This is a genomic window from Azospirillum sp. B4, assembly GCF_000333275.1.
Lineage (GTDB): Bacteria > Pseudomonadota > Alphaproteobacteria > Azospirillales > Azospirillaceae > Nitrospirillum.
This window is the reverse complement of the sequence record NZ_BACU01000063.1, coordinates 1-12,923: the sequence shown is the minus strand read 5'-3', so window position 1 is coordinate 12,923 and position 12,923 is coordinate 1. Positions and strand designations below refer to the sequence as shown.

Below are 12,923 nucleotides of genomic sequence, written 5' to 3'. Positions count from 1 at the left end.
GTCTGAAATGAGCAGGCGTGGTGGCCCGCCAGCCTTGCCCAAGCCTTCGAACAGCGCTTCGGGCGTGGCGGCGGCCAGGGGCATCCAGCCCCAATCCTCCACCATGGCCTCCAGCGCCGCCAGCTGCAGCGGATCATCTTCCAGCAGGGCGACAAGGACGCCGGCGGGCTTGTCAGCCACGGGCTCCGCCACCGGTGCCGGCGGTTCGGCGGGCGCTGGGGCCGTCTGCTGGGGCACCGCCGGCCGCGTCTCCGTCACCAGGACGGGCCGGGGGGCGGGCGGGCGCATCGGTTCGGCCAGCGGCAGGGTGATGGTGAAGCCGGAGCCCCGATTGGGGGTGGAGACGACGGTGACCGTAAGGCCCAGCAGGGTGGCTGTCTTCCTGACGATTGCCAGGCCCAAGCCCAGCCCATGGGAGGCGTCGCGCTTGTTCTGGCCGCCCTTGGCCTGGGCGGTGGGCGTGCCGGCAGCCGTATCGCCCCGATAGAACTCATCGAAGATGAAGGGCAGTTGGTCGGCGGGGATGCCGCAGCCGGTGTCCCACACCTGCAACTGCACCGTCGTGCCGCGGCGGCGGCAGCCGATAAGGATGCCGCCCTTGCGGGTATGGCGCACGGCATTGACGATCAGGTTGCGTACCATGCGGTCGATCAGCACCGGGTCGCTGTTGACCTGGGCGGTGGTGGGAACGCAGCGCAGGGCCACGCCATTGGCGGCGGCCAGCGGCCGGAACTCCCCTGCCAGCCGCTCCAGCACCGGGGATAGCGCGAAGCGGGTGGGGGTGGGGGTGACGGTCGCCGCCTCCAGCGCCGAGATCTGGACCAGCGCGTTCAGCAGGTCTTCGGTGGCGTCCAGCGATTCCGTCAGCTTGTTGGCCAGGTCGCGCTGGCCGTCGTCGGTCAGGCGGGTTTCCAGCAGGTGCAGGAACAGGCGCATGGCCTGGAAGGGCTGGCGCAGGTCGTGGCTGGCGGCGGCCAGGAAGCGGGACTTGGCCCGGTTGGCGCGTTCCGCCTCCGACCGCACCGCCTGGGCTTCCGCCAGGGCGACCGCGCCGCGGCGTGCCGCTTCCACCGTGATGTCCAGCCCCAGGCCGACGATGCCGGCGATGGTGCCGTCGGCGTCCCGGTGGGGTTCCAGCACCAGATCGTACAGCCGGCTTTCCGTTTCGCCCGGGATCTCCAGGCGGAACATATGCCGCTCACCCCGGCCGGTTTCCAGGATGCGGCCCTTGATGGCGTGCAGGGTGGTGAAACCCTCGGCGTTCTTGCCACGGCCGTTGCGGATGTCCAGGTCGGTCAGGCCCAGGACACCGGGGCCAAAGGCGGCGACGGGGCCTTTGGCCCAGACGTAGCGCAGGCCTAAATCCTGGACGAAGGCCAGCAGGGGGGCGGGTGCCGACAGGCGATTCAGCAAGGCGTTCTCCGCCTTCAGGGCAGCGTTTTCCGCGCGCAGACGGGTCAATTCTTCCCGCTGCCCCCCTTGTTCCCTGCCCAGAATGCGATTCAGCATGACCTCGACCAGACGTTTTACTTGGCTGGAAGCGAGTTAATCCTGTTTTAGACCAAAAGCGAAGTGCGCCCTTGGGCGTAGGCCCCCAGGGGGAGGCCCCAGGGAAAGGTCGCCGGATGGAGGGCCTAAAGAGAGAGGGACGACGGTGCAAGGGTCTGATTTCCGTCCATTCCCTCATCCCCATAAGGCGGAGGGCGGGGGGTTGGCGGTGATGCCCTGGTAGGTGATGCGGGGCGATCGGTCGCGGGCCAGCAACAGCGGGCCGTCGAGGTCGACGAAGGTGGCCCCCTGAGCCAGCAGGTGGGCGGGCGCCATGGACAGGGAGGTCGCCACCATGCAGCCCACCATGACCTTCAGCCCGGCCGCCTCGCACGCCGCCTTCATGGCCAGCGCCTCCGTCAGGCCGCCGGTCTTGTCCAGCTTGATGTTGGCCACCTGGTAGCGGCCGACCAGGGCGTCAAGGCTGTCCAGCCCATGCACCGACTCGTCCGCGCCCAGCNGGATGGGGCAGGCGTGGCCGGCCAACGCGGCATCGCACCCTGCCGGCAGGGGCTGTTCCAGCAACTCCACGCCCAGCGCCCGCAGGGCCGGGGCGTAACGGGACAGCTGATCCAGGGACCAGCCTTTCGTGGCGTCCGCCCATCAGCCGAGCCATGGGCGCGCTTCGCCGCACCGCCGCCACCCGCTCCAGATCGCCCTCGCCGGTCAGCTTCAGCTTCAGCAGGGGATAGTGCGCGGCGGCGCTAGCGGCCGCACCCATCGCCTCAGGCGTGTCGACCGACAGGGTGTAGGCGGTCGCCAGTGGGGATGGGGGCTGAGCCAGGCCGGCCAGACGCCAGACGGGGGTGCCGGTGCGCTTGGCCTCCAGGTCCCACAGCGCGCAATCCAGGGCGTTGCGCGCGGCACCCGGCGGCATCAGGCGCTGCAGGGCGGCACGGTCCAGGCCGGCGGCCACGGCCTGCGCCTGCGCCTCGATCGCCGCCACTACGCCCGCCACCGTTTCGCCATAGCGGGCATAGGGCACGCACTCGCCCCAGCCGGTGACCGGGCCGTGGGGGCCGTCCGCCGTCACCGACGCGGTCACGACGCGCGCTTCCGTCTTGGCCCCGCGGGAGATGCGGAATGTGCCGCGGATGGGGAAGGTTTCCGCGCGGACGGTCAGGGCGGGCTGGGGCATGGGGGCCTTGGGCATCGGAATGTTGAGGCGCGGCAACATAACGCTTCGTCACGGTCGGCGCGATCCGGCATTGTGCGGGGGCGGGGCAGAGGTTTTTGAGGACAGGGCGGTTATGGAGGATATGCGGCGCAAGCCGATGATCTGGCACGAGGCGGTGGCCGCGTTCCGCGAGGTGCTGTCCGACCCGGGGCGCACCCTGCGTTTCGCCGGCATGCCCGCGCTGGTGATGCTGGTCCTCTACGTCATCATAGCGCTGACCCACCCCCGGCCGGTGGACCCCGCTCAGGAGCAGGCGTGGGAGGATGAGGTCCTGCCCTTCTACCTGCTGCCCCTGCTGTTCCATTACTGGTTCTATGCCCGCATGCAGATTTGGTGGGCGCGCTGGGTGCTGCTGGCCGATGACGGCGTGGCCTTCCTCAGCCCCAGCCTGGGGCGGCGGGAACTGGCCTATCTCGGGTGGTCGCTGGCCGCGGCCGTGGCCACCCTGCCGGTGCTGGCCCTCCTGTATCCGTCGCTGGCGGTGCTGAACAGCGTGATGGTCAGCCTGGGCATGGAGATGCCGGAGGCGGTGGTGAACGGCCTGGCCGTGGCCGCCGCCCTGCCGTTGCTGCTGATCATGGCCGGCGTCTACGGCCGGCTGATGGTGGGGGTGGTGCCTGTCGCGGTGGGGGAGGCGGCATCCTTCCGCCAGGGCTGGACCGCCACCCGGGGGCTATCGCTGCGCCTGACCGCGCTCAGCCTGCTCACGGTGCTGCCGCTGCTGATCACCCTGCTGTTCAGCCGCCTGACCGACCCGGTCGAGATCGCCGCCAGCTACGCCGTCAGCGTCGGCTTGTACGGCGTGGGCTGGGGCGCCAACGCCGTCATGCTGGCCCGTTTCTACGGCCTGACGCTGGGCCGCACCCGCCGCCAGGCAGGGATGGTCGCGCCCTCGTAATGGGCGGCTTTTGCCTAGAAAGTATTTCCCATAGGTGGAAAATGCCTGGGAAAAATTGCCTACTACGGGAATTTCCCCGTACCGCCCAGGTTTACAGGTTTGCAAATATTGGCATGATGGTTGCTTTGGTGCACCCACCTTCTTCTTGGGAGTGCACCGCCGATGACCGTCAGCACCGTTAGCAATTCGCCGCCTTTGCCCACCCAATCCAGCACGAACAGCCCGGCCGTGGGGGCCGCGGGCCCCTCCACCGGATTCAGCGGTTTGCTGGGCGGCGGGAATACCGAGTCAGATTCAATAAATGTCAGTCTGCCCAACGGTTTCTCCGTGGGCATCGCCCATATCGGCGGTGGTTTCAGCGGGTTCAGCGCCCAGATGCTGAGTTCGTTTGAAGACATGGTAAAAACGCTCAGCGCTGTGGACACTCAGGACGGCGCGCAGCCGTCGAACAAAGCGCCAGGCAACCCGGCGTTGGGTGATGGCTCTGGCGCGCAGCAGTTCCGCACGTTGGACACCTTCCATGCGGATCTGCCGGACGGTACCTCCATCACGATCCACCATGGCGGCCCGGATGGCGAGAACAACCCCGATGCCATGGATGCCATGATGCAGGCGGTGCAGTCGTTGATGAGCGATTTCGCGGACGTCGCCACCCAGACCAAAGGCATCAACCCCTCCCTGCTCAACCAGGCCTAAGCTCATATCGGCGGCGGGGGGCCGGCCCTTTCAGGACGGCCCCCCGGATACCTCTAGCACGTCGGTTGCTGCCCCAAGCTGGGATGGTGCACCACCATCAGGCGGCAGAGGTCGGGCCGTTCCACCTTCAGCGTGGCGCCATCGGGCCAGGTGATCTCCAGTAGGTCGGCTACCGTCAGGTCGCCCAGGCCGAAATGGGCCACCGGCTCGCGCTGGTAGGGGCCGCCGGAGCCGCCGGTGATGCTGCGCAGTTGGCGGCGCTCGCCCGCGGTCAGGCAGACGGTGGCGCCGCGCGCCGGGGCGCCGCCCGCGGTCAACGGCAGGACGCGTAGCCAGTTGTTGCCAGTGGGGGAGGCCAGGAACAGGGACAGGGGCTGGCCCTCACCGTCGCCGTGGCCGATCAGCAACTCCAGCTGGCCATCGCCGTCAATGTCAGCCACCACGGCGGCGGTGCCCAGGCCCTCCGGCTCGGCGGCGTCGCCCAGGTCGATGGATACCCAGCGGTCCTCCCGCCAGGCGAACAGGCGGTTGGGCTGGCCATGCATGTTGAAGAACAGCTCCTCATATCCGTCGTTGTCGAAATCGGCGGCGATGACGGCGCGCACCGGGCCGGGCTGGGCCATCTCCTCCGGGGTGACATCGACGAAGCCGCCACCGGCGCGGTGCTGGAACAGGCGCTGCGGCCCCTGGGCGTTGCCCAGCAGCAGGTCCACCAGCCCGTCACCGTCGGCATCCAGGATGGTGGCGGCGCTGGCGTCGGCATGGGGGTCGTCCAATCCGACCGCGTCCGCGATCTCCTCATACTGACCGCCACCCAGGTTGCGGAACAACAGGTTGGGTCCGGCGGCGCAGCCCACGAACAGGTCCGGCAGCGACCCGGTGAGGCAGGAGCCCAGCAACAGGCGGGCGTCGGCCTCGATGTCCAGGCCCGCCTCCTCCGCCACCTCGTGCAGGCGGCCCCGGCGGTCCAGCTCGAACAGTTGCAGCGGTACGCCCTGACCGCCCACCACGATGCTGTAGCGGCCGGTGCCGTGGCGGTCCAGGCAGGCCAGCGCCGTGCCGGCGGCCCGGTTGGCGGCGGCGAAATTCTCCGGCAGTGCCGCCAGGTCCACCCAGCGGTTGCCGAAGCAGGCGAACAGGCGGTCCGGCGTGGGGATGGATCCGGCCGCCCCCGGTTCGTTCAATATGTAGAGTTCCTCGCGTCCATCGCCGTCCATGTCGGCGAACAGGGCCGCCCGCGCGCGGGCCTTGGCGTCGGCCAGCGGGCCGGCCGGATGCTCCACCAGGGCGCCGCCATCCCAGCTCAGCACCCGGTTGGGCGCGTCGGCGCAGGTGATGACGAAGTCGAAGCGCCCATCACCATCTATGTCCCCCACGGCGATGCCGGCACAAGATATAGGGGGGTTGGGGACGATGAGGTTGGAGCACGCGATGAACATCAGGCTGCCTCCAGGGTATTGGGCGGCCCTATTTCGGATAGGTGCCGCGCCGCCGTTAACCATGGTCGGGCCCCAAGATAACCCATGCCGGCCGCAGGATGCCTGGGCTTTTCCGACGCAATGGAAAAATGCCCTTCGGAGGTACAAAAAATCCGTTGGCGTCCTGTCACGATTTGGTAGGATCAGCGCTCGTTGCCGCTAGATGTGGTGTCCGGTCCTCGGTTATCCACAGCGCAATTCATACACAGCCTGGGGATAAGTCATGCGGGACGGAGACGTTTTCGGCAGGATTCAAGTTGCTAACCGTCCGGCGGTCGTTGTGGATCATTCCCGTGACGATCTGCTGACGGCGTTCGGCAAGGCCACCTTGACCGATCGTTACCTGCTGCCCGGTGAAAGCTTCCAGGATCTGTTCGCGCGTGTGGCCAGCTATTACGCCGACGACGCGGCCCATGCCCAGCGCCTGTACGATTATATCTCCAAGCTGTGGTTCATGCCGGCGACCCCGGTGCTGTCCAACGGTGGCACTTCGCGCGGCCTGCCCATCAGCTGCTTCCTGAACGAGTGCAACGACAGCCTGAAGGGCATCGTCGACCTGTGGAATGAGAACGTCTGGCTGGCCTCGCGCGGTGGCGGCATCGGCAGCTATTGGGGCAATCTGCGCTCCATCGGTGAGAAGGTCGGCGGCAACGGCAAGACCTCCGGCGTGGTGCCCTTCATCCGCGTCATGGACAGCCTGACCCTGGCCATCAGCCAGGGGTCCTTGCGTCGTGGCTCCGCCGCCACCTACCTGCCGGTCTCGCATCCCGAGATCGAGGAATTCATCGAGATGCGCCGCCCCACCGGCGGCGACCCGAACCGCAAGGCCTTGAACCTGCACCATGGCGTGGTCATCCCCGACGCCTTCATGCGCGCGGTCGAGGCGGATGGCGAATGGGCGCTGACCAGCCCCAAGGATGGCTCCGTCATCCGTCGCATCTCGGCGCGCAGCTTGTGGATCCGCATCCTCACCGCCCGCATTGAGACAGGCGAGCCCTACCTGCTGTTCATCGATCATGTGAACCGCGCCATGCCGGAGCATCACAAGCTGGCCGGCCTGTCGGTGAAGATGTCCAACCTGTGCAGCGAGATCACGCTGCCCACCGGCCTGGACCAGCTGGGCAACGAGCGCACGGCCGTCTGCTGCCTGTCGTCGCTGAACCTGGAATATTTCCTGGAGTGGCAGGACCACCCCACCTTCATCGAGGACACGCTGCGCTTCCTCGACAACGTCATGACGGACTTCATCGAGAAGGCGCCGGACGACATGGAGCGCGCGCGCTATTCCGCCATGCGTGAGCGGTCGGTGGGCTTGGGCGTCATGGGCTATCACAGCTTCCTGCAGAGCCAGGGCCTGCCCATCGAGGGCGTGATGGCCAAGGTATGGAACAAGCGCATGTTCGCCCACATCAAGCGCCAGGCCGACGAGGCGTCGCTGAAGCTGGGCCGTGAGCGCGGGCCCTGCCCGGACGCCGCCGACTATGGCTCGGAGGAGCGTTTCTCCAACAAGATCGCCATCGCGCCGACCGCCAGCATCTCCATTATCTGCGGCGGTGCTTCCCCGGGCATCGAGCCGGCGGCGGCCAACGCCTTCAACCACAAGACGCTGTCGGGGTCGTTCTCGGTGCGTAACAAGTATCTGGAACAGACGCTGGCGACATATGGCCGCAATGACGAGGATACCTGGTCGTCCATCACCCTGAACGGCGGGTCCGTCCAGCACCTGGACTTCCTGAGCGACCTGGAGCGTGACGTCTTCAAGACGGCATTCGAGCTGGACCAGCGCTGGCTGATCGAGCATGCGGCCGACCGCACGCCCTTCATTTGCCAGTCGCAGAGCCTGAACATCTTCCTGCCGGCCGACGTGCATAAGCGCGACCTGCACCAGATTCACTTCCAGGCCTGGAAGAAGGGCGTGAAGAGCCTTTATTATCTCCGCTCCATGTCCATCCAGCGGGCGGAGGCCGACATCGGCGCCGTCGTGGCCAAGAAGGTGGAAGCGAAAGCCGAGGCCGCGCCGCGCGTGGAAGTGAACAACTACGAGGAATGCCTGGCCTGCCAGTGATCAGTTGATGGTCGATCGGTTGACAGTCGATCGGTTGATCGATGATCGATTGGTCCTGGGATAGGCTGGTCCTCGATCGGCCTATCGATATGGCGGGGAAATCGCATGCGGTTTGTGAGGGCACTGGCCAAGGTGGCCTTGGCTGGCGCGCTGGGCTTCGGCCTGGCGGGATGCGGTCACGACGGCGGGCCGGTCAATCCCTATCTGCAACTGGCCCCGGTCAGCCCCTCGGGCCGCATCCTGGGGCCGCCATCGGGCAGCCAACTGCAGTACAAGACAGTCATGCTGCTATGGTTTCATCAGGCCGACCTGAACCATGACGGCGTCCTGACCCGGGATGAGATGATCGCCGACGCGGACGCCAGCTTCGACCTGTTCGACCTGGACCATGACGGCAGCATCACCTCGGCCGAACTGGAGAAGTACCGCCTGACCCAGCCCTTCCGGGCCCAGCCGCACAGGGTGACGTCCCTGCTGGGCGCGCAGGCCCGCACGGTCCAGCCGGATTCGGTGGAGCCCGCGCCGGAGGGCGAGCGTTACCAGGGATCGCGCGTGCGCCTGCAGGTGGGCCTGGATCCGGTGATGTCGGCCGATACCGACAGCGATTTCCGCGTGACCCGCGAGGAACTGCGCGCCCAGTCGCTGCGCAAGTTCGAGAAGTGGGACACCGACCATGACGGCAAGGTGACCGTCGACGAATTCCTGACGGCGATGATGGCGCCCTTCGAGGCGCTGACGAAATCGTCTTCAGGCCTGTTTTGACCAACGTTTCCAGACAACGGATTTCCGCCCGTGGCCAGCCAGCTTTTGACCCCCAACCCCGTCTACAAGCCCTTTCGCTACCCGTGGGCCTATGAGGCCTGGCTGACGCAGCAGCGTCTGCATTGGATGCCGGAGGAAGTGCCGCTGGCCGACGACGTGAAGGACTGGCGCCAGAAGCTGTCAGATGGCGAGCGCAACCTGCTGACCCAGATCTTCCGGTTCTTCACCCAGGCCGACGTCGAGGTGAACAACTGCTACATGAAGAAGTATGCGCAGGTGTTCCAGCCGACCGAGGTGCAGATGATGCTCTCGGCCTTCTCCAACATCGAAACCATCCACATCGCGGCCTACAGCCACCTGCTGGATACCATCGGCATGCCCGAGGTCGAATACTCCGCCTTCCTCCACTACAAGGAGATGAAGGACAAGTACGACTACATGCAGGAATTCACGGTCGACAGCCCGGCCAACATCGCCAAGACGCTGGCCGTGTTCGGCGCCTTCACCGAAGGCCTGCAGCTGTTCGCCTCCTTCGCCATCCTCATGAATTTCCCGCGCTTCAACAAGATGAAGGGCATGGGGCAGATCGTGACCTGGTCGGTGCGCGATGAGACGCTGCACACCCAGTCCGCCATCCGCCTGTTCCGCACCTTTGTCGCCGAGAACCCGGACATCTGGACGGAGGCGTTCCAGAAGGACCTCTATGTCGCCTGCTCCACCATCGTGGCGCATGAGGATGCCTTCATCGACCTGGCGTTCGAGATGGGCGGCGTGCAGGGTCTGACGGCCGAAGACGTGAAGCAGTACATCCGCTGGATCGCCGACCGCCGCCTGGTGCAGCTGGAACTGCAGCCCATCTACCGCGTGGAAAAGAACCCGCTGCCGTGGATGGACGTCATGCTGAACGGGGTGGAGCACGCCAATTTCTTCGAGAACCGCGCCACGGAATATAGCAAGGCCGCCACCGGCGGCAGCTGGGATGAGGCGTTCGACTGATCGTTGGCCTCTCGTGCTGATGCGAAGGCGCCGGTGGTGAACATCGGCGCCTTTTCGTTTTAGAGCGGAACGCGATCAGGTGGAATCACCTGATCGTGTAAATCCGCTCTATCATGGACAGGTTAAGAGCGGGATGCGATCACAAGTGATCGCATCCCGCTCTAAGGTACGACGCGGAAAGCAGAGCGGGGCGGGGCGTGAGCGACGGCCGGAAGATGATGCTGGACGGTGACTGGGCGGCGGCTGTGGCCCATTACCGACAGAGGGCCGCCTCGGAGCCGGGGGCGGTGACGGTCTGGGCCGACCTGGGCGTGGCGTTGCTGCAACTGGGCCAGGTCGACGAGGCGGCCGCCGCGTTCGGGCAGGCTCTTGCCCTGGACGGCGACCATGCCCCGGCGCTGAACAACCAGGGTGTGGCATTGCGCCGCTTGGGCAGGTTGGCCGAGGCCGCTGACAGCCATCGCCGGGCGGCGGACCTACTTCCGGCCAATGCCCAGCTTCAGGTCAACCTGGGCAATGTCCTGTTCGACCTGGATCAGTTGCCCGAGGCGGCGGCGGCCTACCGCCGGGCGTTGGCGCTGCACCCGGAACTGGCGGCGGCGGCACAGGGGCTGCAGCGGGTGCGGGCCGAGGCCAAGGCCCGCGACGACGCCATCGCCCTGAACGGGACGGGAAACGCCCATTTCGGCGCCGAACGCTGGCAGGCGGCGGCCGACGCCTACAGCCAGGCGCTGAGCCTCTGGCCCGGCTACGCCGACGCCCAAGGCAACCTGGGCAACGCCCTGCGGGCCCTGGGACGGACGGAAGACGCCATCGCCGCCTATCGTCGCGCCACCGACCTCCAGCCTGGCGAGGCGGGGCACTGGTGCAACCTCAGCATGATCCTTCAAGCGGACGGCCAGTCGGCGGCGGCGGAGACGGCGGCGCGGCGCGGCTTGGCCGTGGCGCCGGACATGGCGTTGGCCCATGCCTGCCTCGGCGCGGCCTTGCGTAGCCTGGAACAGACCGAGGCCGCCGTCGAGGCCTGCCGCCGGGCCCTTGCCCTCAACCCCGATCTGGCGGAGGCCCAGGTCGGCCTGATCGGCGCCCTGCAGGACGCGAAGCGATGGGCGGAGGCGGAGGAGATGGCGCGCGCGGCAGTCGCCCGTGATCCGTCCTCCGTCGAGCTACTGGTGAGCCTGGCGGGTGTGCTGCATGGCCAGGAGCGGGCCGAGGAGGCGATCACCCTGTGCCGCCAGGCGCTGGCCTTACGGCCGGACCATGAAACCGCCGCGCTGCAACTGGCGGGCTCCTTGCATCGGCTGAACCGGGAGATGGAGGCGCAGGAGGTCTGCATCCGCAGCCTGGGGGATAGCCCGCGCAATGCCGAGACCCACAACATGCTGGGCGTGGCGCTGCTGAGCCAGGGACGTGTCACGGAGGCGGTGGCTGCCTTCCAGCAGGCACTGGCCCACCGGCCGGCCTTCACCGCCGCCCATACCAACCTGGGTATGGCCCATCTGCTGGAGGGGCGATTCCTGGACGGGTGGCGGGAATACGAGTGGCGCCTGAAGGAGGGCCACAAGCTGAAGCCGTGGGAGGTGCTGCCCGAACGCCGATGGTGGGGGGAGGACATCACCGGCCGCACCCTGATGCTGCATGGCGAGCAGGGCATGGGGGACCTGATCCAATTCTGCCGCTACGCCGACCGGCGCTGGTGGGATGGGGTAGGGCGGTCGGGGCCGCCGGCCGCCATCCTGCTTCGGGTGCCCCGGCCTTTGGCGCGCATGGTGTCCAGCGTGCGCGGGGTGGACGTCATGCTGGTGGGGGACGCGCTGCCCGACGGCTTTGACGTTCATGCCCCGCTGCTCAGCCTGCCCCACCTGATGCGCACGACGCTGGAAACGGTGCCGGAGGCCGGCCCCTATATGGTCCCCCCGCCCGATGCCCTGGCCGGCTGGCGCCAGCTGTTCGCCACGGAGCGGGGGCCGGACCCCCGCCTGCGGGTTGGCCTGGTCTGGGCCGGCAATCCGGAGCATAAGGGCGATCACCAGCGCTCCGTGCATGACCTGTCGGCCTTGGATCCCCTATGGGCGGTGCCGGGCGTGCGCTGGTACAGCCTGCAGGTGGGGCCCCGGGCGGATGACGTACGCCACATGCCGCCGGGCCGGGTGGTGGATCTGTCCAGCCGGCTGGGCGACTACGCAGAAACCGCCGCGGCCATCCTGCACCTGGACCTGGTCATCGCCGTCGATACCTCCGTCGCCCATTTGGCGGGGGCGGTGGGCAAGCCGGTATGGGTGCTGCTGCCGTCGGCGCCGGATTGGCGCTGGATGCTGGGCCGGACCGACACCCCCTGGTACCCCAGCGCCCGGCTGTTCCGTCAGACGCGCGCCGGCGATTGGCATGGCGTGATGGCGGAGGTCGCGGCGGCGTTGGCTGCTCTATCATGAACAGGTTGCGAGCGGGATGCGATCACGCGTGGTCGCATCCCGCTTTAGCCCGTCACCGTCTGGACGATCAGCACACCGTTCAGCGCCACGATGATGCCGGCGACCGCCCAGGCGGGGGCCAGCAGCCAGCGCGGCGCCGTCAGATTGCCCATGACGCGGCGGTCGCCACAGAAGGCCACCAGCGGGATGACCGCGAAGGGCAGCTGCAGGCTCAGCACCACCTGGGTGAAGATCAGCAGGCTGGTGGCGGCGCTGTCGCCGGCAAAAGCCAGGACCAGCAGGGTGGGAACCAGCGCCAGCAGGCGGGTGACCAGCCGGCGCCATACCGGCTTCAGCCGCAGGGCGACGAAACCCTCCATCACCACTTGGCCCGCCAGCGTGGCGGTGATGGTGGAGTTCTGGCCGGCGGCCAGCAAGGCCACGGCGAACAGCAGGCTGGCTAGCGGCGCGCCCAGCATGGGCGACAGTAGGCGGTAGGCCTCCTCGATATCCTCCACCAGCGCCTGGCCGTGGAAGGCCGCCGCCGCCAGGATCAGGATGCCGGCGTTGATGAAAAAGGCGATGAACAGCGCCACCGTGCTGTCCAGCGTGGCATAGCGGATGGCCTCGCGCTGGCCCGTCTCGTCCCGGATGAAGGCGCGGGTGCGGACCACGGCGGAATGGAGGTACAGGTTGTGGGGCATGACGGTGGCACCCAGGATGCCCACCGCCACGTACAGCTTGGCCGGGTCGGTCAGAAGGTCGCCCGTGGGGATGAAGCCCGACAGCACGGCGATGACACCCGGCCGGCTTAACGCCACCTCCGCCAGGAAGCAGAGGCCGATCAGGGTGATCAGGCCCAGGATGAAGGCTTCCAGCCGGCGCCGCCCCG

At 67.6% G+C, this 12,923-nt stretch carries 10 protein-coding genes and 1 pseudogene; 6 read left to right on the top strand and 5 right to left on the bottom strand.

Annotated features, from left to right (window positions below):
* From I55_RS02415 to I55_RS39270, 3 genes and pseudogenes are all read right to left on the bottom strand, one after another.
* Positions 1-1,509, bottom strand: a 1,509-nt coding sequence (locus I55_RS02415) for a HAMP domain-containing sensor histidine kinase (RefSeq protein WP_148293540.1), incomplete at its 3' end; no start/stop codon positions are given.
* A 174-nt stretch (positions 1,510-1,683) separates the two neighbouring features.
* Positions 1,684-2,094 carry an enolase C-terminal domain-like protein gene (locus I55_RS39275; RefSeq protein WP_307718691.1) on the bottom strand — a complete coding sequence of 137 codons (411 nt, stop codon included), beginning with the start codon at positions 2,092-2,094 and terminating at the stop codon, positions 1,684-1,686.
* A 298-nt stretch (positions 2,095-2,392) separates the two neighbouring features.
* Positions 2,393-2,686: pseudogene (locus I55_RS39270) on the bottom strand (dipeptide epimerase); the annotation flags it as partial.
* Positions 2,687-2,807: 121 nt separating this feature from the next.
* Here I55_RS39270 and I55_RS02405 point away from each other — a divergent pair.
* The gene (locus I55_RS02405) at positions 2,808-3,623 is read left to right on the top strand and encodes a hypothetical protein (protein WP_148293539.1); all 816 of its coding nucleotides are present in this window, start codon (positions 2,808-2,810) and stop codon (positions 3,621-3,623) included.
* A gap of 162 nt (positions 3,624-3,785) precedes the next feature.
* Positions 3,786-4,319, top strand: coding sequence for a hypothetical protein (locus I55_RS02400; protein ID WP_044558879.1), 534 nt, complete (start codon positions 3,786-3,788; stop codon positions 4,317-4,319).
* A gap of 53 nt (positions 4,320-4,372) precedes the next feature.
* Here I55_RS02400 and I55_RS02395 read toward each other — a convergent pair whose 3' ends face one another.
* Positions 4,373-5,758, bottom strand: a complete 1,386-nt coding sequence (locus I55_RS02395) for a CRTAC1 family protein (protein ID WP_044558878.1) — start codon at positions 5,756-5,758, stop codon at positions 4,373-4,375.
* A 262-nt stretch (positions 5,759-6,020) separates the two neighbouring features.
* Here I55_RS02395 and I55_RS02390 point away from each other — a divergent pair, with 262 nt between their 5' ends.
* The 4 genes from I55_RS02390 (at position 6,021) to I55_RS02375 (ending at position 12,052) form a co-directional block, all read left to right on the top strand.
* Positions 6,021-7,862: a ribonucleoside-diphosphate reductase subunit alpha gene (locus I55_RS02390; RefSeq protein ID WP_044558876.1), complete on the top strand. Its 1,842-nt coding sequence runs from the start codon at positions 6,021-6,023 to the stop codon at positions 7,860-7,862.
* Positions 7,863-7,967: 105 nt separating this feature from the next.
* Positions 7,968-8,624: an EF-hand domain-containing protein gene (locus I55_RS02385; protein ID WP_044558875.1), complete on the top strand. Its 657-nt coding sequence runs from the start codon at positions 7,968-7,970 to the stop codon at positions 8,622-8,624.
* A 30-nt stretch (positions 8,625-8,654) separates the two neighbouring features.
* Positions 8,655-9,620: a ribonucleotide-diphosphate reductase subunit beta gene (locus tag I55_RS02380; RefSeq protein ID WP_044558874.1), complete on the top strand. Its 966-nt coding sequence runs from the start codon at positions 8,655-8,657 to the stop codon at positions 9,618-9,620.
* Between the two features lie 197 nt (positions 9,621-9,817).
* The gene (locus I55_RS02375) at positions 9,818-12,052 is read left to right on the top strand and encodes a tetratricopeptide repeat protein (RefSeq protein ID WP_049973765.1); all 2,235 of its coding nucleotides are present in this window, start codon (positions 9,818-9,820) and stop codon (positions 12,050-12,052) included.
* Between the two features lie 44 nt (positions 12,053-12,096).
* On the opposite strand, the gene I55_RS02370 is transcribed toward I55_RS02375, so the two are convergent.
* Positions 12,097-12,923: divalent metal cation transporter (locus I55_RS02370; RefSeq protein ID WP_044558873.1), on the bottom strand; the 827-nt coding region annotated here is incomplete at its 5' end.